At 68.6% G+C, this 18,402-nt stretch carries 18 protein-coding genes; 8 read left to right on the plus strand and 10 right to left on the minus strand.

The features are described from left to right. Positions 1-121 precede the first annotated feature (121 nt). Positions 122-1,813 (plus strand): APC family permease, encoded by a 1,692-nt coding sequence (locus tag JK358_RS20340; RefSeq protein ID WP_201949434.1) that lies wholly within the window; start codon positions 122-124, stop codon positions 1,811-1,813. Between the two features lie 66 nt (positions 1,814-1,879). On the opposite strand, the gene JK358_RS20345 is transcribed toward JK358_RS20340, so the two are convergent. Then, on the minus strand, positions 1,880-2,728 hold the full coding sequence (locus JK358_RS20345) for an acyl-CoA thioesterase (RefSeq protein WP_201949289.1): 849 nt from the start codon (positions 2,726-2,728) through the stop codon (positions 1,880-1,882). Between the two features lie 144 nt (positions 2,729-2,872). Here JK358_RS20345 and JK358_RS20350 point away from each other — a divergent pair, with 144 nt between their 5' ends. Genes JK358_RS20350 through JK358_RS20360 form a run of 3 tightly spaced genes read left to right on the plus strand, consistent with a single transcriptional unit; the run spans position 2,873 to position 6,004 of the window. Beyond that, positions 2,873-3,484 carry a nucleoside/nucleotide kinase family protein gene (locus tag JK358_RS20350; RefSeq protein ID WP_201949290.1) on the plus strand — a complete coding sequence of 204 codons (612 nt, stop codon included), beginning with the start codon at positions 2,873-2,875 and terminating at the stop codon, positions 3,482-3,484. A 53-nt stretch (positions 3,485-3,537) separates the two neighbouring features. Further along, positions 3,538-5,211, plus strand: a complete 1,674-nt coding sequence (locus tag JK358_RS20355; RefSeq protein ID WP_201949291.1) for a hypothetical protein — start codon at positions 3,538-3,540, stop codon at positions 5,209-5,211. Between the two features lie 13 nt (positions 5,212-5,224). Next, complete coding sequence (locus tag JK358_RS20360) at positions 5,225-6,004, plus strand: SDR family oxidoreductase (protein WP_201949292.1); 780 nt, start codon at positions 5,225-5,227, stop codon at positions 6,002-6,004. Between the two features lie 9 nt (positions 6,005-6,013). Here JK358_RS20360 and JK358_RS20365 read toward each other — a convergent pair whose 3' ends face one another. Beyond that, positions 6,014-6,442 carry an SgcJ/EcaC family oxidoreductase gene (locus JK358_RS20365; protein WP_201949293.1) on the minus strand — a complete coding sequence of 143 codons (429 nt, stop codon included), beginning with the start codon at positions 6,440-6,442 and terminating at the stop codon, positions 6,014-6,016. A gap of 26 nt (positions 6,443-6,468) precedes the next feature. Between JK358_RS20365 and JK358_RS20370 the strand changes: the two genes are divergently transcribed. Next, a complete protein-coding gene (locus tag JK358_RS20370) occupies positions 6,469-7,359 on the plus strand; it encodes a helix-turn-helix domain-containing protein (RefSeq protein WP_232851564.1) in 891 nt (296 codons plus the stop codon). Here the strand turns inward: JK358_RS20370 and JK358_RS20375 are convergent. From JK358_RS20375 to JK358_RS20385, 3 genes are all read right to left on the minus strand, one after another. Further along, the gene (locus tag JK358_RS20375; RefSeq protein WP_201949294.1) at positions 7,334-8,194 is read right to left on the minus strand and encodes an MHYT domain-containing protein; all 861 of its coding nucleotides are present in this window, start codon (positions 8,192-8,194) and stop codon (positions 7,334-7,336) included. The genes JK358_RS20370 and JK358_RS20375 overlap by 26 nt on opposite strands. A gap of 315 nt (positions 8,195-8,509) precedes the next feature. Beyond that, on the minus strand, positions 8,510-9,430 hold the full coding sequence (gene pdxS, locus JK358_RS20380) for a pyridoxal 5'-phosphate synthase lyase subunit PdxS (protein WP_201949295.1): 921 nt from the start codon (positions 9,428-9,430) through the stop codon (positions 8,510-8,512). A 184-nt stretch (positions 9,431-9,614) separates the two neighbouring features. Beyond that, positions 9,615-10,265 (minus strand): winged helix-turn-helix transcriptional regulator, encoded by a 651-nt coding sequence (locus JK358_RS20385; RefSeq protein ID WP_201949296.1) that lies wholly within the window; start codon positions 10,263-10,265, stop codon positions 9,615-9,617. A gap of 92 nt (positions 10,266-10,357) precedes the next feature. On the opposite strand from JK358_RS20385, the gene JK358_RS20390 reads away from it, so the two are divergent. Beyond that, positions 10,358-11,503 (plus strand): acyl-CoA dehydrogenase family protein, encoded by a 1,146-nt coding sequence (locus JK358_RS20390; RefSeq protein ID WP_201949297.1) that lies wholly within the window; start codon positions 10,358-10,360, stop codon positions 11,501-11,503. Positions 11,504-11,526: 23 nt separating this feature from the next. Here the strand turns inward: JK358_RS20390 and JK358_RS20395 are convergent, their stop codons facing one another. The 3 genes from JK358_RS20395 to JK358_RS20405 all read right to left on the minus strand — a co-directional run bounded on the left by JK358_RS20395 (position 11,527) and on the right by JK358_RS20405 (position 13,764). Next, complete coding sequence (locus tag JK358_RS20395; protein WP_201949298.1) at positions 11,527-12,024, minus strand: aggregation-promoting factor C-terminal-like domain-containing protein; 498 nt, start codon at positions 12,022-12,024, stop codon at positions 11,527-11,529. A gap of 305 nt (positions 12,025-12,329) precedes the next feature. Continuing rightward, positions 12,330-12,998, minus strand: a complete 669-nt coding sequence (locus JK358_RS20400; protein ID WP_201949299.1) for an EthD domain-containing protein — start codon at positions 12,996-12,998, stop codon at positions 12,330-12,332. Between the two features lie 91 nt (positions 12,999-13,089). Next, positions 13,090-13,764 (minus strand): TetR/AcrR family transcriptional regulator, encoded by a 675-nt coding sequence (locus JK358_RS20405; RefSeq protein WP_201949300.1) that lies wholly within the window; start codon positions 13,762-13,764, stop codon positions 13,090-13,092. A 36-nt stretch (positions 13,765-13,800) separates the two neighbouring features. On the opposite strand from JK358_RS20405, the gene JK358_RS20410 reads away from it, so the two are divergent. Beyond that, positions 13,801-15,354, plus strand: a complete 1,554-nt coding sequence (locus JK358_RS20410) for a serine hydrolase domain-containing protein (RefSeq protein WP_201949301.1) — start codon at positions 13,801-13,803, stop codon at positions 15,352-15,354. On the opposite strand, the gene JK358_RS20415 is transcribed toward JK358_RS20410, so the two are convergent. Then, entirely contained in the window at positions 15,305-16,933 is a 1,629-nt protein-coding gene (locus JK358_RS20415) for a DUF8224 domain-containing phage-derived protein (protein ID WP_201949302.1), read from the minus strand. The genes JK358_RS20410 and JK358_RS20415 overlap by 50 nt on opposite strands. 50 nt (positions 16,934-16,983) lie before the next feature. After that, on the minus strand, positions 16,984-17,781 hold the full coding sequence (locus tag JK358_RS20420) for an alpha/beta fold hydrolase (RefSeq protein ID WP_201949303.1): 798 nt from the start codon (positions 17,779-17,781) through the stop codon (positions 16,984-16,986). Between the two features lie 106 nt (positions 17,782-17,887). On the opposite strand from JK358_RS20420, the gene JK358_RS20425 reads away from it, so the two are divergent. Further along, on the plus strand, positions 17,888-18,394 hold the full coding sequence (locus tag JK358_RS20425; protein ID WP_201949304.1) for a MarR family winged helix-turn-helix transcriptional regulator: 507 nt from the start codon (positions 17,888-17,890) through the stop codon (positions 18,392-18,394). Positions 18,395-18,402: the final 8 nt, after the last annotated feature.

The following is an 18,402-nucleotide window of genomic DNA, read 5'->3' on the forward strand; positions in this document are numbered from 1 at the left end:
CCACTCGGAGCCCGGTTCGAACCCGCGCGTTCCGAACAATGCTGTCCACGATTCCGCCGTACCTCCGCCTCGTCGCGGCCTCACCGTTTCCACCGGACTGGCCGGACTGTCGCTGGACGCCATGGCGTCGGTGTCGTACGGCCCGGAGGCGATCGTGCTGGTACTGGCCGCCGCGGGCGCGGCCGGATTGGGCTTCACACTTCCGGTCACGGCCGCCATCGTGGTGCTGCTGGCTGTGCTCATCGCCTCGTATCGGCAGGTCATCGCCACCTTCCCGAACGGTGGCGGCGCGTACGCGGTGGCCAAGAAGTGGCTCGGACACCGGACCAGCCTGGTGGCGGCGGCCTCGCTCATCGTCGACTATGTCCTCAATGTGGCGGTGTCCATCGCGGCCGGTGTCGCGGCGCTGACCTCCGCGTTCCCGGGGATGCTGCCGTACACGGTGTGGCTGTGCCTGGGCATTCTGGTCGGTATCACCGTGCTCAACCTGTACGGGATTCGCGAGAGCGCGCGGGCGTTCATGGCGCCCACCATCGTGTTCGTGCTCGGCATTCTCACCGTGATCGTCGCGGGCCTGCTGCGCTCGGAACCGGCGAGCGTGGCCACCGGCGCGCAGGTCGTCACCGATGCGCACACCATCGGAATCCTGTTGCTGCTCAAGGCCTTCTCCAGTGGCTGTGCGGCGCTGACCGGCGTCGAGGCCATCGCCAACGCGGTGCCGAGTTTCGCGCAGCCGAAGGTGCGCCGCGCCCAGCGGGCCGAGGTGGCGCTGGGCGTGCTGCTCGGTGTGATGCTGCTCGGGCTGGCGACGCTGATCGAGAAGTTCGAGGTGCATCCGATCGAGGGCACCACCGTGCTGTCGCAGCTCACCGAAGCCGCGCTGGGGCACGGAATCGGTTACTACATCGTGCAATTCGCGACCGTGATCCTGCTGGCGCTGGCGGCCAACACCTCCTACGGCGGGCTGCCGACGCTGACCAAGATCCTGGCCGACGACAACTGCCTGCCGCACCGGTTCGCGGTCACCTCGCCGCGCCAGGTGTACCGCTTCGGCGTCGTGACACTGGGCATTTCGGCGGCCGTACTGCTCATCGCCTCCGAGGGCAATATGAATGCGCTGGTTCCGCTGTTCGCGATCGGCGTGTTCGTGGGCTTCACCATCGCGCAGGTCGGCATGGTGCGGCACTGGCTGGCCACGCACGGGCCCGGCTGGGAGTGGCGGATCGCGCTCAACGGCTTCGGCGCGCTGCTGACCTTCGTGGCCGCGCTCGTCACCACCGCCATGAAGTTCACCGAGGGCGCGTGGCTGATCGTGGTGGTGCTGCCGCTGCTGGTTTTCGGGATGGAACGAATTCGCAAGGCCTACAACCGGATCGACGGCTGCCGTGGCACCGGTTGCGTGCCGGAGGAGCCGCGCGCCACCGAGACCGCCATCGTGGTGCCCGTCTCCGAGGTGTCGGAACTGAGCCGGGAGGCGCTGTCGGCCGCCATGTCACTGGGCCGCGACGTGATCGCCGTGCACGTCTGCCTGCCCGGGGAGAACATGACCCTGTTCACCAAGGAGTGGGAGGCCTGGCATCCCGATGTCCGGCTGATCATGCTGGAGGACGGGGACTCCACGGTCGGCGGACCGGTCGCACGCTATGTGCGGGACAATTTCGAAGGCCGGCGCAAGGTCGTGGTGATCGCCGAGATCGAACCCCCGGCGGGCTGGAATCACGTGCTGCCCAGCCACCGCAGCGACGAACTCGAGAAGGTGCTGCGCAAGATGCCGGACACCGTGGTGTGCCACCTGCGAGTCCAGACTGCCTGATGCCGAGCCCGGCGCCGACGGTGACGAGCCTTCGGCGCCAAGGCGATTCGCGCTACGGGAGGATGATTACGCCGTGCCGGGCGGGAAGGATTCGCCTGGTTCGCGCAGGTTGCGGATCAGGCCCTCCTGCACCACCACCGCGACGAGTTCGCCGCGCTGATTCCAGATGCGGCCCGCGGTGAGCGCGCGGCCGAAGCCCGCGGACGGCGACTGCTGGTCGTAGAGCAGCCAGTCGTCGGCGCGGAAGGAACGCAGGAACCACATGGCGTGATCGAGGGAGGCGTTCTGGGTGGGCTCGTCCGGGTGGATGACCTTGGACGAACCGAGCAGGGTCATATCGCTCATGTACGCCAGGGTGCAGACGTGGAACAGCGGATCGTCCGGCAGCTCGTGGCGGTAGCGGAACCACACCTGCTGCTGGGCGGCCAGACCGTCGCGGCGGGCCACCTCCTCCTGCGGAATGGTGCGGATGTCCCAGTGCTCCCATTCGCGCATGGCCCACAGGCGTTCCGGGCTCATGGAGGTCTTGGCGTCGGGCAGATCCAGCGGCGCGGGCACCACCGGCATCTCGTCCTGATGTTCGGGGCCCTCGTCGCCGATGTGGAAGGACGCCGACATGGTGAAGATGGCCTCGCCGTTTTGCACGCCGGTCACCCGGCGGGTGCAGAAGGAACGGCCGTCCCGGATGCGGTCGACCAGGTAGACGGTCGGCTCCACCGGATTGCCCGGCCGCAGGAAGTACCCGTGCAGTGAATGCACCTGGTATCGCGGATCCACCGTGCGCACTGCCGACACCAGCGCCTGCCCGGCGACCTGTCCGCCGAAGGTGCGCGGCAGCTGCGTCTTCGTCGACGCGCCGCGGAAGATGTCCCGCTCGATCTGCTCGATTTCGAGGGCCTCTTCGATCGTCGCCATGCACCGTCCCTTTCCGGATTGTCGGGCTCAGGCTAACAACCGGCCGCCTTCGGCAACCGCGCGACCTGCCGGAACGGCGGACTGCGCCCGGCCGTACTCCGGACTGCCCGCGCGGCGCGGCGGGCGACGATCAAGAATGCTCTCGTGCCCGAATTCACCGCCATCACACCCGGATCCCTCGCGGAGCTGGTCGCCGAGCGCGCGTTCGGACTGCCCGGCGCCGGCGTGATCGCGATCGACGGCGCGGATGCGGCCGATCCGGTGCCGTTCGCGCACCGGGTGGCGGATCTGGGTGTGCGGTATGGGCGGGAGTCGGGTGTGGTGGCCGTGCACGACTTCATCCGGCCCGCGTCCCTGCGGCTGGAGTTCGGGCACACCGATGAATTGTCGTATCGCACGGCCTGGTTCGACTACGCGGCGCTCGACCGGGAAGTGGTGCAGGCGCTCCGGGAGCGGCAGCGGTGGCTGCCCGCGCTGTGGGACGAACACACCGACCGGTCGGCGCGCGCCCGGCCGCTGGCCGCCCAGCCGAATACCGTGCTGATCCTCGCGGGACCGATGCTGCTCGGGCGCGGGCTGGAGTTCGATCTCACGGTACGGCTGCAGATGTCGGCGGCGGCGCTGCGCCGCCACACGGCCCCGGCCGAACAGTGGACCATTCCCGTTCTGCTGCAGCACGATCAGGAGACCACCGAGCAACCCGACCTCACCGTGCGCTGGGACCACCCCGACCGCCCCGCATTGCGGATCGACTGAGCCCTGGTAGAACCGTTGCGAAAGTCCGATTCTCGAGGGGGTGTCCCGACGGTATGCGCCAGATCCGCACCGTTGAGCTGATTCCGGGCCGATTGTCCGCGCGCATACTGGTCGGCACCACGCCGGGCGGGCGCGAGGTGTGGCTGTACGCCAGCGACGGACTGCAGCGGCTGGGGCAGCGCGAACTCGTGCTGCAGGTGCTGCGCGAGCGACGCGACGCCGAGGACGGGAGCACGGTGCCGAACTACCCGCTCGCGCTCATGACGCTGGCACACCAGGAGGCGAGTGCGGGACGGCCCTTCGAAGCCGGGAAACGCGTACCCGCCGCGGGCGTCGCCGCCAATGAACCCGGCGTCACCGGATATCTGTTCGAGGAACACCCCGACGGCGCGAGCCTGTACCCCGACGGCCTCCCGCCGATCCTGGCCGTCCCGCTGATCGACGACGAATACCAGGTGGCCGACATGTTCGGCCACGCCCGCCTGCTCGCACTGCTCGGCGAACAGGCCCGGGTGTTCCCCTATCCGGCGTACTTCACGCGCCGCCGCCGCGCCGTCCTCGACTTCCGGAAGCACAGCGCCGCAACCAAACTCAACCTCATGCCGATGACGCACACCCCGTGGATCGAGGTGGCGAGCAACCAGACCGAGCTACGCGTCACCGTCACCCCGGACCGCGCCGACTGGCTGGCCTGGCTGCTGCGCGAACACGCCCCGCGCGGCATCGCCCTGCTCACCGCCGCCACCCACAGCGTCGCCCCGCAACGCTTCTACTGGACCCGCGACGGCATCCGCTCCGCCATCAACATCACCGGCACCCGCCCGACCCCCGACACCCTCACCGCCGGCAACTTCCTCATGCTCGTCGTCGCCGAAGGCGCTTCCAGCACAAACCATCTGGAAGACGGCTTCGGCCTGGTCCTGTCCCCCGCCGACCGCGACGCCATCGCCGAAGCCCTGACCCGAGGCCACGAATTCCGCCGCCGCCTGGGCCACACCGAAGTCGTCGTGGGCACCGGCGCCATCGGCCACGCCTCCCCCTTCGGCGCCTACATCGCGACCGACACCTTCCGCCGCCACGAACCGGAGACAGCCGCACCGGCTCCACCCGCGCCACACCCCGACATGGCTGCGACGCAACGGATTCCAGCACGACAGCCGACCCCCGACCCGCCGACGAAGCGGCTCTGGCCCCGCTCGGACCGCACGGCCAAGCAGCAAGCACCGGACCTGCCGCCGCCTCCGCCGCTCTGGCATCCGGACGCTCCCGCCCGCCTCGGCGCCTCCCCCGACAGTCGCCCCTACTGGCAGGACTCGAACCCGCCGCACGCCGCCACCGGTGATGCGGCCACGCAGCGCCTCACCCCACCCGCACCGGTCAACGGCACGCCCCTACCGCAGGCAGTGCAGCGGACGCAGGTGGTGCTGCTGGCGGAGGAGGCGGCGTTCGCCGCGGAACTGTCCGTGGAGGAGCTGACCGCTTTCTGCGATGAGATGTCGCGCATCGTCGACGAGGCGGTGGCGGGTGCGCCCTATCACGACCTCGAACAGCTGGTGGTGGGAGTCGAATTCGCGCCGGAGCGGCCACTGCGGGTCAGCCTCGCCACCAAGGGGAGCTTCCCGAAGCCGGCGGCGCAGGCGCTGGTGAATCGGCTCGACGCGATGACGCCGCCTCGGGTGCGGGAGCGGGTGCTGAGCTTCGAGCTGTGGTTCGCGGCGCTGGGATAGCCGAAGGAGCAGGGTGGATCAGTTACGCGGGCAGCGCATTCTGGTGACGGGGGTGAGCCGTCCCGGCGGGATCGGGGCCGCCATCGCGGAGCATTGTGCGCGGGCGGGTGCGGCGGTGCTGACCCATGGGTTGCCGGAATACGATCGGCAGCAACGATATCCGGATGCGGACGGGCTCGCCGGCAGCAGTGTGGCCGCGCAGCTGCGGGGCGAGGGGCTGGAGGTGTCGGCCCTGCGGGACGGGGATCTGGCCGAGCCCGAGGAACCGGGCCGGATCTTCGCGCAGGTGCGTGACGAGCATGAGATCGTGGACGGGCTGGTCGTCGATCACGCCTACTCCGTGGCGGAGGACTTCGGCGCGTGGACGGCGGCGAATATCGATCGGCACCTCGCGGTGAATGTGCGGGCGAGCATGCTGCTCGTTCAGGAGTTCGCGGCCGCGCTGCCCAAGGGACGCGGGGGTTCGATCGTCTTGCTCACCAGCGGGCAGTATCTCGGGCCCATGGCCGGTGAGATCGCGTATGCGGTGAGCAAGGAGGCGGTGCGCGGTGTCTGCACCCAGGCGTCGGCGGCGCTGGCCCCCAGGGGGATTCGAGTCAACTGCGTGAATCCGGGCCCCACCGATACCGGCTACGCACCCGGGGCGGCGTGGGAACTCGTACGGCAGCGCTTCCCCACGGGCCGCTGGGGCGAACCGCGTGACGCGGCTCGCCTGGTGCGGTTCCTGCTGAGCCCCGATGCCGAGTGGATCACCGGTCAGACCATCGCCGCCGAGGGTGGATTCGTGCGGTGAGGCGGGTGTTCAGGCCGGGAACTCGCGGATGTGCGTGTTGTGGAAGCTGGTGAACAGCCAGGTTCCGTTGGCGCGCACCGCGACTCGGGTCTGAATGGACTGGGGTACCGCGTCGGGTTTCGGTCCGGGGCGCAGCGGCCGGTCCCCTACGGTAATCATGATCGCGATGTCGGGTGCCGGGTATCGGATGGTCAGGGTATCGGGCTCGGCCATGTGGGTGCCCTTCATGAAGCCGTCGAAGCCCTCCTGCATGACCGTGGCGAGTTCGGTTCGGCCACGGATGAATTCGCCGATGACCGAGATGAAGTCGGCGTCCTCGGTGAAGGTCGCGGCGAAGGCGGCGCCGTCGCCGGCCGCCCAGGCGTCGCGCTGCGCCTGGAGTAGGGCGCGCAGCGGCTCCGGGTCGGTGGTGCGGAGAGGTGCTGTCGTCGTTGTCATGGTCTCGACGCTGCCAGGACCCGGTCATGCTCTCAATGACCTCGGAGGTCATGGAGGGCTGCACCCGCGCCGGATACCCTGGCCCGGTGACGGGTTCGGTACCGGAGTCCCCGGTGGGCGCGCTGCTGCGCGAGTGGCGGCAGCGGCGGCGGTTGAGTCAGCTCGATCTGGCGCTGGCGGCCGGCACCTCCGCGCGGCACCTGTCCTGCGTGGAGACCGGGAAGGCGCAGCCGAGCCGGGCCATGGTGCTGAAACTCTGCGAGACCCTCGATGTGCCGCTGCGGGAACGCAATACCGTGCTGCTGGCGGGCGGTTTCGCGCCGGAATATCGGGAGCGCGGCCTCGACGACGCCGAGATGCGTTCGGCGCGAGCGGCATTGGACACCATCCTGGAAAACCACGAACCGTATCCGGCGGTGGTGGTGGACCGGTACTGGAATGTGGTCACCACCAATCGCGCCATGGGCTTGTTCGACAGCGCGGTGCCCGAGGCGCTGCGGGGCCTGCCGCCCAACATGTACCGCTACGCCCTGTATCCGGAGGATCCGGCCGCGCCGGTCCAGCTGGCGAACTATCACGACGTGCGAGAGTTCTTGCTGGAGCGCCTGCTTCGCCAGGTCCAGGCCACCGGTGACCCGGTGCTGCGGGATCTGTACGAGGAGGTGTCGGCGTATCCGATGCCGCCGGAGCCCGAAACCTCCTCCCCCGCAATGCCGTCCACCCCGTTCTCGGTCCCGCTGCGGATCTCCACCCCGCGCGGGGAGCTGCGGGTGTTCAGCACCATGGTCACCTTCGGCGCGCCGTCGGATGTCACACTGTCGGAGCTGGCGATCGAATTGTTCTATCCCCTGGACGATTTCACGGACGAATCCCTGCGCGCGATGTTCGAGCTCACCACTCGCGCGAACTCGGTTTGAAGGTCTCGGTGGGAAAATCGTCGGGCGCGATGCGGCGGGGACGCTCCTGCTCCTCGTCGTCGTCCTTGGCGGGCCAGTAGCGGCTGGCGTACTGCCCGCGGATGCGGCTCAGATCCGGTTCGTCCACATCGGTGATGCCGACCTGCAGCAGCATGAGCATGGTGACCATGCTGACCGCGATGATCAACGGCGTCAGCAGCTGACTGGCCTGGGCTCCCGCGGGCGCGGCGATATGTTCGGCCAGATGCGCGCGCATGGAGAACATGCCCGTGTAGTGCATGCCGCACACCGCGATTCCCATGATGAGCGCCGCCACGATGGTGGCGAGCACCCCGCGCACATGCAGGGCGAACCAGAGCGCGGCGGTGGCCGCGACCACCGCGATCACCAGCGAGAGGAAGACGATCCACGGGTCGTAGCGCACGACCGCATCGGTTTTCATGGCGTACATGCCGGAGTAGTGCATGGCCCCGACCCCGAGCCCGGTGATCGAACCGCCCACCAGCAGGGCGAATACATCCCCGTGCTGATGCACCACGATGGACAGTCCCATCCACACCACCAGCATGGCGATGGCCGCGCTCAGCAGCGTGATGGGGATGTTGTAGCGAATGGTGGTCTCCTGCACCGAGAATCCCAGCATCGCGATGAAATGCATGACCCAGATACCGGTGCCGCCGAGTGCTATCGCCCCCGTGGCGATCCACCCGCCGTGCCCGTTTCCATTGCGCGCCCGCACCATACAGCGCAGCGCCAGCAACGAACCGGTGACGGACATGACGTAGGCGAGTGTGGGGGTCAGCCAGCCATAGGTGAACTGGTCAATCTCCAGCATGCGGACTCCTTGCCAGAATGCTTCGCGTCGACTGTGCCACCGGTGGTTGAGCCGAACATAGCCAGGAATCGCCAGGTAGTAAATTTGCCGCAGTACAATCCGGGAAAAATAGCTGGGTTTGCCGGAAGCTATCCACGCAGGTAGCGCAGCCGTAGCCGGACACGCCCGGAACGAACGGTTCGTGTCAGCGTCCCTTGACGCTCAGCACCCGGCCCGCAACCCGCCCGGCTCGCGCTAGGGACTTATGGCACAAGAAAACCGCCGGACAGTCCCGAAAGACCGTCCGGCGGTTCGCAGTTCGTTGCTTACCGGCGCTTACCAGCCGCGCTCGGCGAGGCGGTGCGGCTGCGGGATCTCCTCGACATTGATGCCGACCATGGCCTCACCCAGGCCGCGCGACACCTTGGCCAGCACGTCCGGGTCGTCGAAGAAGGTGGTGGCCTTGACGACGGCGGCGGCGCGCTGGGCCGGGTTGCCGGACTTGAAGATGCCCGAGCCCACGAAGACGCCCTCGGCGCCGAGCTGCATCATCATGGCGGCGTCGGCAGGGGTGGCGATGCCGCCCGCGGTGAACAGCACGACCGGCAGCTTGCCGGTGGAGGCGACCTCGCGCACCAGCTCGTAGGGGGCCTGCAGTTCCTTGGCGGCCACGTACAGCTCGTCCTCGGGCAGCGAGACCAGGCGGCGGATCTCGTCGCGGATCTTGCGCATGTGGGTGGTGGCGTTGGAGACGTCGCCGGTGCCGGCCTCACCCTTGGAGCGGATCATGGCCGCGCCCTCGGTGATGCGGCGCAGCGCCTCGCCCAGGTTGGTGGCGCCACACACGAACGGCACGGTGAAGGCGAACTTGTCGATGTGGTTCGAGTAGTCGGCCGGGGTCAGCACCTCGGACTCGTCGATGTAGTCGACACCGAGCGACTGCAGGATCTGCGCCTCGACGAAGTGGCCGATGCGGGCCTTGGCCATGACCGGGATGGAGACGGCGTTGATGATGCTGTCGATCATGTCCGGATCGCTCATGCGGGAGACGCCGCCCTGGGCGCGGATGTCGGCGGGAACCCGCTCGAGGGCCATGACGGCGACGGCGCCGGCATCTTCGGCGATCTTGGCCTGCTCCACATTGACGACATCCATGATCACACCGCCCTTCAGCATCTCGGCCATGCCGCGCTTCACGCGGGCGGTGCCGATGGTGGATGTGGTGTCGGGCGTGGTCACGGCAAACTCCTGTGTCATCTGGGCCAATCGGATCGCTCGGAATCGAACACCCCGATTCTAGGCGTCCACACCAGGCCACTTGATAGCCAGTCCGACACCACTGGACTGGTCACCAGCAGCCCAGTAGCGCGGGTCACAGTCGGGCGCGCAAAGCTCTTGCACCAGCGGCTATTTCACTGCAACACCGGCGGAGTCTGGTGACTCAGGCCACCGGCGACAGTTTCAGCACCGTCCCCATGTGCCGGGTCAGCGCGGTCGGGCCGAAGAACTCCACCCGGCCGGTGCGCAGCGCGTGATGCAGCGGGATGCGGCCCAGCCACACCTGGTAGAGCGTGCCCACATCCGAGGTGATGGTGACATCCACCGGGAAGCCGGGGTCGGTATCGCAGACCGAGGCGTCGCCGGATTCCACCACGATCCAGTACCGCTTCGGGTCGTCGGTGAACCGCACGCCGAAGACCTGCCGCTTGCCGGGGAAGGCGGAGGTGTCCAGGCGGGTGTGCATCCACCACACCAGCAGATCCGGATCCAGTTCCTCGGGCATCGGATCGCCGAAGGTCCAGCGCGCACCCCACGCGCCGAGGCCGAACAGGATGGGTTCCAGCTCGCGCCCGGCTTCCGTCAGCAGGTAGCGACTGCCCATCTTTTCCACCAGCCCGGCCTTCTCGAACCGCCGCAGCCGCTTGGTGAGCAGGCTGCGCGAGAGCCCCGGCAGGCCGCGCGCCAGATCGTTGAATCGTGTTGTGCCGGTGCACAGATCACGCAGGATGAGCAGCGACCACCGCTCGCCGAGCAGATCGAGCGCTCGTGAAATCGGACAGTACTGCCCGTAACCGATGGCCGGGTCTTCCATGCATCACCTCGCAGAACAGGTCCATTATGCGGACCGGAAGAGTTCAATTTCTGGACTATCCGGTTATCGCGCCCGTCCCTACCTTTCGAAACATGACGACTTCCGCTCCTGAAACCCGCCCCGCCGACACCGCCCCGGACCCGATCGCGGCGGCCGCCGCCATCGGCGCGGAACTCGCCGAAGGGGTCGCCGACCGCGACCGCTCCGGGGAGATCTCCACCGTCGCCTTCGACCTGCTCCGCTCGGCCGGACTCGCCCGCGCCCTGGTGCCCGCCGAATACGGCGGCGGCGCGGTCACGCACGCCGAGATGGGTGAGATCCTGCGCGAACTCGGCCGCCACGACGCCTCCACGGCGGTGGCCTTCGCCATGCACACGCATCTGGTGGCCACCCAGCTGTGGCGGCACAAGCACGGCATGGACGCCTCCGCGATCTTCGGGAAGGTGTCCGCCGGCGCGATTCTGGTGAGCACGGGCGCGTCGGACTGGGTGGATTCCAACGGCCGGGCCGTCCGGGTGGACGGCGGCTACCGGGTGAGCGCCCGCAAGACCCCGGCCAGCGGCTGCGAGGCGGGCACGATCGTGGTGACCAGTATCCGCTGGGACGACGCGCCCGACGGGCCGCAGGTGCTGCACTGCGCGATCCCGCTCTCGGCCGAGGGCGTCAGCATCGACAAGACCTGGGACACACTGGGTTTGCGCGCCAGCGGCTCGCATACGGTGGTGTTCGAGGATGTGTTCGTGCCCGATGCGGCGGTATCGCTGATCCGGCCCGCCGGGGTGTGGCCGCCGATCCTGAACATCGTGATCGGCGCGGCCATGCCGCTGGTCATGTCCGCCTATCTCGGAATCGCCGACAACGCACTGGAATTGGCGACGACCCTGGCCGCCCAGCGCAGCGACGCGCATCTGGCGAGCCTGGTGGGCGAGCTGGCGAATGCGCACACCACGGCCGCCGATCTGATCAACGCCATGTTCATCGACTCGGACAATCTGCGGTTCGCGGCGACCGACGCGCACGCCGCGCGCATTCTCAGCCGGAAGACCGTGGCCGCGGACGCGCTGATCCAGACCGTGCGGCTGGCCATCGAAATCGTTGGCGGACTGGGCTTCTCACGCGATTACCCGGTGGAGATGTGGTACCGCGACATCCACGGCTGTCTGTTCCATCCGCTGCCGCGCGCCAAGCAGCTCCGATTCACCGGGCATGTGCTGCTGGGCCGCACTCCCCTGGGCTGAGCCGCACCGAGGCGGCCGACCGCTCAGTACCAGCCGTTGGCCTGCCAGAACACCCAGGCGGCATTGGGGCTGCCGTAGCGCTGGCACATGTAGTCGTAGGCCCAGCGGATCTGGGTGACGGGATTGAACGGCCAGTCCAGGCCGTGCGAGGCCATCTTGTGTCCGGGTAGCGCCTGCGGCAGACCGTAGGCGCCGCTGACCGGGTTGACCGCGAAGGTGTTCCAGCTGCTCTCGCGGTCGATGATGGCGTCGAAGGCCAGGAATTGATCCGGCGGGACCATGGCCAGGGCGATGGCCCGCGGCGTCAGGGTGTAGACGCCCAGCATCGCACCCCAGCCGAGGCCGACCAGGCCCGACAGGGACAGGGCGGCGGGCTGGGTCCCATCCGGGCACCCCGGTCCGCAGTCCGCCTCCTGCGCCTGAGCCGTGGCCGCGGCGGCGACCGCCAGCGCGGTGGCCACCGTCACGACGACGGCGAATTTCCCGACACACCGAATCCCCCGCACAATCGAGTGCGGCATGATTGGCACATTCCTTTCGCGTCGACTCGCCTCAGCGCGCGAGGCCGGTCAATTCAGAATGAGCAAATCATCAGCGAATTCGGATGAACCGTATTCCATTCGGCGTGTCGGGGGCCACTGTTCCTACAGTGGCGCAATCACCAGCAATGTCGCCCAATATTCCGCGGCGGATGGACCCAGGTACGGCATCAAGAAGTCGTACAGCAGATAGGACACGAGAACCAATCACCTCCACACAGGGCTTTACCGCATTCGGCACGCGGCAAACCGTCTCCTGCAGCCACGGTAGTGGGTTCGTCGGCTTCTCAGGTGAGCTTGTAGACGTATCTGCTCGTCGGAACCACGTCCAGGTCCACGTGCGCGCCGAAATTCACGACGCTCTCCATCAGCCGGGTGATCCGCCGCTGCAATTCGGCGTCGTCGCCGCCGCTGCCGTAGAAGGCGTGCGGGCTTTCCAATGCCTCCATCGGGAACAATTCCTCGACCAGCGCGTCGACCCGTTTGCCCGGGGTGATCGACTCGGCCACCGTGTTCTGCACGTACCCGAACGTCGCCTGCGTCTCGATGGCGATGGGCGTGTGCAGATCGTGCCACCGGTGCAGCCACTCCTCCCGGGTCAGCTCGGCCGGGATCCGCAGCAGCGCCACATTGGCGAGGGCGTCGGTGCGCACCCCGTCCTCGACCTGGGGCGGCACCAGTGGCCGCCGCTCGTCCACGATCCACCCGTTGAGCTCATCGGCGACCGAACCCAGTGCCGCGGTGACGGTTTCGTGCCCGCCCAGCGTCCGCACCCCGACGATGGCGGAGATCGGCTCGGCATAGGTGCTGTGCCGCAGCTGCGCTCCCGCCACCTCCGCGTCGCGCACGTTCACCTGCAACTCGTAGCCGCCGATATCGGCCAGCCGCTTGCGCAGCTCGGCCCCGTGCAGCCACTCGTCGAGTCCCTCACCCCAGAGGGCGTACATCAGCTTCATTCCCGAAGTCCTTGCCACCGAGCACCATTGGTCGGCCTCACGGTAACCGTGCCGAGCCCCACGGAAGTCCGCTATGACCGAACAGTCCCGACTACTGGACATCCGTCTCAGAATCGGGAACCCGCCCGCCGGTTCCGGGGTCGTAATGGCGGCAGCGGCCCGTGAAGACAACGGACACGACCGGTTTCAGCACCGCGTCGACCGCCGCCGCGTCCAGCGCCGGGCCGGGCCGCATCGACAGCGCGTCGGCGAGCCCGCGGGTCGCGGACAGGATCATGGTCGCCGCCGTGGAACCGTCCACCTCGAGCCGGACTTCGCCGCACTCCTTGCCGTTCTCGATCGCCGTGACGATCCGCCCGTGCAGGTCGGCGGTGGCCCGGTGGGCGAGCTCGGCCAACTCGGCATCGTGCAGCGACAGCAGCCACAGGTTGCGCTCGACGCGGAATTCCACGGTTCGCTCGGCGTCGAGGGGTAGCAGCTCGGTGAGACTCGCGAGCAGCATGGCCGAGATGGGCTCGGCGGCGGCCTCCCCCGCACGGATACGGGCGGCCACGCGCTCGGCACTGCGGCGCAGACAGTCCCGGTAGGAAAACCGCAGCAGCTCATCCTTGTTGGCGAAATAGTGCTGGATCAGCCCGACCGAGATACCGGCCTCGGCGGCGACCCGGGTGAAGGAGACCCGGCCGATCCCCTCGGCGGCCAGCAGGCGCTGGAAGGCGCGCGTCATCAACTCTCGGCGTTGGTCATGGTCGGCGACTCGGGGCACGTGACAACAATATACCCGTATGGTTATCGTTCCAATATGGTCATATTGCTACGGTGCCTGGCGGCGCTGGCCCTCCTGCTTCTGAGCGGATGCGCACCGAAAGGCGAAGCAGCACACCATGGATCGAGCCCGGACGCCGGATCCGAGTTCCAGCGGACCGACGACTTCCTGCGCGAACGCCTGCGCGCCCTGCGCATTCCGGGAGCCGCGTACGCGATCGTCGATACCGGCGGTGTACGGCACACCGGCCTGTTCGGCACCGACGGCGACGGCGCCGCGGTGGGGCAGGACACGCGATTCCTGTGGGGCTCGGTCGCCAAACCGGTCACCGCGACCCTCGTGATGCGGATGGCCGCCGCCGGTGAATTGCGACTGGACGCACCGGTTGTCGCGTACCTGCCCGGCTTCCACACCCGCGATGCCGCGCGATCCGCCCGAATCACCGTGCGCCAGCTGCTGAATCAGACCAGCGGCCTGCCGACGTCCACCCGCCACACCGATTGTGACGATGCCGGGCGGCGGCCCGCGGACGTGCTGCCGGACCTGACCGGCACCTCCCTCACCGGCGAACCCGGTGCCGCGCACCACTATTCGAGCACCAACTACCTGCTGCTGGCCGCCGTCGTGGAGGCTGTCACCAACGCACCGTTCGCCGACGTACTGCGCGCACGGGTACTCGATCCGCTCGGCATGGCCACCGCTGTCACGAGTGCGGAACAGGCGCGCACGGAAGTCCCCCGGGGGCATCGCTATCTGTTCGGCCGCCCGGCCGCCTTCGCCGCCCCGTTCGATCCCGCGGGCGTCGGCTACGGCTACCTCGGCGGAACCGTCACCGATCTCGCCGCCTTCGCCCGAGCCGGGCTGGGCGGCGTACCGCAGATCCTCGGAGATGCCGAGCGGGACAGCATGTTCCGGGGCGATATCGACACCAGTCCGGGGAAGAGCTACGGCCTCGGCTGGCGACGGTGGACCGTCCCCGGAAGCGATACGCCGATGATCTGGCACGGCGGTGCGGCTCCCGGCTATATGGCACAGGTCATCCTGCTCCCGGACCGGGCCGTGGTGCTGATGCTGAACGCGTACGGCACCTTCCAGGAACCACGGCTGCTCGACATCGGCTTCGGACTGGCCGCCGCCACACTCGGCCTGGACCCGCCGTCCGACCCGGCGGATCACACCTACGCGGCGATCCTGGGCGCGCTCGGCGCGGGTGCCGTTCTCCTGATCGCCTTCAGCGTCCGGACCATCGTTGTGCTGCGGCGGCCCAGCCCGGAGGATTCGGCGTGGTACCGGCTCGTCGCGCGGGCCGGAGTACCCCTGCTGCTCCTGGCGGCGCTGCTCTACCTGCTGGGCGTGACACTTCCGGCGTCCTACGGCGTCGAACTGCCCCAATTGCTGCTGTGGGCACCGGATATCGCCGTGCTGACCTACCTCGTTCTGGTGCTCGCAGCCGTCCTGATGCTGCTGCGGATCCTCGACACCGTGCGGCTGTCGGCGCGTCACCTCCGACCACTCCGGGGGGCGGTTGTCCCCGCACAGGTCAGTCCCAGCGATCCAGGACGTAGCGCACGCGAACACCATCCGAGCTGACGCGCACCGTATGGCCGAGTGTGCCGCCGGGGAACAGGAGCAGGCCGCAGACCTCGGCGTCGTCCTTGCCCGCGACCACCGCGTCCCGGGTGTATGCCTCGAGGGTCTTGCGGATCTCGTGGAGTTCGCTTTTCAGGTCCTCGGGGAAGAAACCGGCGCTGCGGGTGTACTGGGTGTCGGTCGCGCCGGCGAGGGCGAGCATCGCGCCGCGCGCTCGACCTGTGCGGTCGGCTCCGGCGCGCCAGGTGGCCGGGTGGCCGACGACGGCCGTCACCTCGCGGTACTCCCCCGGCTTCAGTCCCCAGCGCTCGGCGGGGGAACCGTTGACGTAGAGGTACCAGGTCACCGGGTTGCGCTGATCTCGGCTGTCCCACTGGATGATCGGCGGTGCGCCCGGGTGGACGGCCGTCACCATCGCGCCGAAACTGGTTGTGCCCGAAGGTACTTCGAATTCGATGCGCTCCGCGTCCGGCAGCACGGTGCGCTCGAACTTCTCCCAGGTCATCACCACCGGCTCGGCATCGAGATCGGTGGCGGTCGCGCGCTTTTCGGCCGGGCGGAGATGGCCGAACACACCGTCGCCGCGCGGGCGATCCGGTTGCGGCCGGGGCCGCCACAGCGGGACGACATCGGCGAGCGTGGCGAATCGCCGCTCGAGCGCACCGGCGGCCCGCAATTCGGCGATGACCTTCTCGGCGCGGGCGATCATCGCCGCCGTCGGTGCGGCGGTGGGGCGACGGTACTGCAGCGGGTGCATCTTCTCCGAGAAGCGCTGCTTCACAACGGGATACGGCAGACCGTCGGCGAGATCGGCGAGCAGGGTGCCGATCATGCCGCTCTTGACGTGCGCGAACCCCGCCGGCGCCGTGGCGGCGGCCTGCCAGACGATAGCGTCCCGCCGCCGCTGGGCAGCCTCGCCACGACCGCGAACCTTGTCGAGCCGCTCGTGCACGTCGAGCAGCCAGGTGCCCGCGCCCAAGATGGCGTCGGAGCGATACAGCTGCTCGGTACGCAGCAGGGCCACAGCCTTTTTCACGATGTCGTGCGAATACTCGGCCAGCCCGCGCGCCAGCGTGCCCCGGTCGGCGTTCTTCCCCGCGACATACTGATAGGTGGTCACCAGCGCCGACGGCTGGTGCACGAGCCCGGCGGGCGGGACGAGCGCCAGATGCGTCCACGATCCGCCCTCGGCCCGACCCCACGCGGTCTCCTTCGACCGGAACACCGACGTAATGGGACCGCGCTCAACATGTTCCGCCAGCGCGCCCACCGCCGCGGCGTACTCCGCGGGCACCCGGGCACCACGCCACACCGCGGAGCGGGTCGTCCCGTCCGCGTCCACCACCACCAGTCCGCCGTATCGGCGCATGAAGCTCCGGCAGGTGCCGCAGGCGTTCTCGGCGGCGAGCTCCGGACCGAGCCCGGCCAGAAAGACGTCGAACAACCCCTCGGTATCGACGGTGAACAGCTCCGCGCCCTCGGCGACGGTCTCCTCGAACGCCCGCCCGACGCCCGCCAGAAACCGGTCGTACCCGTCGTCCCCGGGGCGTACGGCACTCCCCGCCGTCTGCATGCTCATGTCGCGAGACTAGCGGCCACGCGCCGCCGATTTCGCCTGCTTTTCGAGCGCTACCCGACCGACGCGGGCGTGGCGATGAAGTCGCGGGTCAGCTCGATGAGGCCGCTGGGGTCGGCGAACCAGTCCATATGGCCCTCACCGGGCACCTCGACCAGGCGGCTGCCCGCGATGGCGGCGTGCAGATCCCGGGAACCCTCGATCGGGATCATGGCATCGTCGGCGAAGCCGATCACCAGGGTGGGCGCGGTGATCTTCGGCAGCAGGGGACGCAGGTCCACCCGCCGTCCGAGGTCGATCTGCCGTCCGATGCCCGCCGGCGGCCATTCGTCGGCCAGGGAGTAGGCCAGGCCCTCGTGGCCGAAGCGGTCCAGTGCGGCGGCGCTGAATCCGGTCAGCGCCGAAAAGCGTTTGAACAGTTCACGATCGGTGTCGAGCAGGGTGGCCCAGGTCCGGAAGTAGTACTGGTCGCGCGGGCCGGTGGAGTGCGCCCAGCCACCGACCAGGATCAGGCTGCGCACCAGGTCGGGGCGGGTCGCCGCGACCGCTGCCGCGGCGACCGCGCCGAGGGAGAACCCGAGCAGGTCCACCGGACCGTCCACCGCGGCCTCGGTCGCCGCGACGACCTGGTCGGCGATCAGGTCGACGGTCAGGTCCGAACCGTCGTCGGTGGTCGCACCGCTGCCACTGACGTTGGGCCGCACCACGGTTCGGCTGTCGGTGAAATGGCCGAACACATTGCCGAAGACCTTCTCGGCGTCACCGCCGGTGCCGTGGACGAGCACCAGGCCCGGGCCCTGACCATCCGCTTCGTAGTGCACCCGGGTGCCGCGGGTCGAGGTGTGAGGCATGACGGACCCTCCTTGTTGAGCCAGCTCTGATAAAGTGAGCGCTAAGATAATTAGCGCTTGCGGATACTGTCAACCCGCTCGTCGCACGGAAATTCCCGGAGGGCCCATGACCGACAGCGTGGCCGCGGTGGTCGAGCAATGGCGGCGAGAACGACCCGATATCGACTTCGCGCCACTCGGCGTCGTCGGGCGGCTCATGCGGATTTCGCGCATGTGGGACAGGGAGATCAAGGACTTCCTGGCCGAACACGGCCTGGAGCCAGGCGAATTCGATGTGCTGTCCACACTGCGCCGCTCCGGCGCGCCCTATGAGCTGAGCGCGGGCACCTTCCTCAAGACCTCGCTGGTCACCACCGGCGCGATCACCCTGCGCGTGGATCGGATGCACGACAAGGGCCTGGTCACGCGCATCCGCGACGAGAAGGACCGGCGCTCGGTCCGGATCCGGCTCACCGACCACGGCCTCGAGGTCATCGACCGCGTGCTGCCGCTGCACATCGCCAATGAGGAACGGCTGCTGAAAGGTCTCGCCCCCGGCGAACGGGATCAGGTGGCCGCCGCGTTGAGCACGCTGCTGGTGTCCTACGGCGATACCGCCGCCCCACCCGCCTGAACCCGAAC

The sequence above is a fragment of the Nocardia acididurans genome, from assembly GCF_016741815.1.
In the GTDB taxonomy this organism is placed as follows: domain Bacteria; phylum Actinomycetota; class Actinomycetes; order Mycobacteriales; family Mycobacteriaceae; genus Nocardia; species Nocardia acididurans.

Bases quoted from the DNA above. Each gene is read 5' to 3' on its own strand.
- JK358_RS20340 (WP_201949434.1), top strand. From the start codon at position 122: ATGGCGTCGGTGTCGTACGGCCCGGAGGCGATCGTGCTGGTACTGGCC.
- JK358_RS20345 (WP_201949289.1), bottom strand. From the start codon at position 2,728: ATGGCGACGATCGAAGAGGCCCTCGAAATCGAGCAGATCGAGCGGGAC.
- JK358_RS20355 (WP_201949291.1), top strand. From the start codon at position 3,538: ATGCGCCAGATCCGCACCGTTGAGCTGATTCCGGGCCGATTGTCCGCG.
- JK358_RS20365 (WP_201949293.1), bottom strand. From the start codon at position 6,442: ATGACAACGACGACAGCACCTCTCCGCACCACCGACCCGGAGCCGCTG.
- JK358_RS20370 (WP_232851564.1), top strand. From the start codon at position 6,469: ATGCTCTCAATGACCTCGGAGGTCATGGAGGGCTGCACCCGCGCCGGA.
- JK358_RS20375 (WP_201949294.1), bottom strand. From the start codon at position 8,194: ATGCTGGAGATTGACCAGTTCACCTATGGCTGGCTGACCCCCACACTC.
- pdxS (WP_201949295.1), bottom strand. From the start codon at position 9,430: ATGACACAGGAGTTTGCCGTGACCACGCCCGACACCACATCCACCATC.
- JK358_RS20385 (WP_201949296.1), bottom strand. From the start codon at position 10,265: ATGGAAGACCCGGCCATCGGTTACGGGCAGTACTGTCCGATTTCACGA.
- JK358_RS20390 (WP_201949297.1), top strand. From the start codon at position 10,358: ATGACGACTTCCGCTCCTGAAACCCGCCCCGCCGACACCGCCCCGGAC.
- JK358_RS20395 (WP_201949298.1), bottom strand. From the start codon at position 12,024: ATGCCGCACTCGATTGTGCGGGGGATTCGGTGTGTCGGGAAATTCGCC.
- JK358_RS20400 (WP_201949299.1), bottom strand. From the start codon at position 12,998: ATGAAGCTGATGTACGCCCTCTGGGGTGAGGGACTCGACGAGTGGCTG.
- JK358_RS20410 (WP_201949301.1), top strand. From the start codon at position 13,801: ATGGTCATATTGCTACGGTGCCTGGCGGCGCTGGCCCTCCTGCTTCTG.
- JK358_RS20415 (WP_201949302.1), bottom strand. From the start codon at position 16,933: ATGAGCATGCAGACGGCGGGGAGTGCCGTACGCCCCGGGGACGACGGG.
- JK358_RS20420 (WP_201949303.1), bottom strand. From the start codon at position 17,781: ATGCCTCACACCTCGACCCGCGGCACCCGGGTGCACTACGAAGCGGAT.
- JK358_RS20425 (WP_201949304.1), top strand. From the start codon at position 17,888: ATGACCGACAGCGTGGCCGCGGTGGTCGAGCAATGGCGGCGAGAACGA.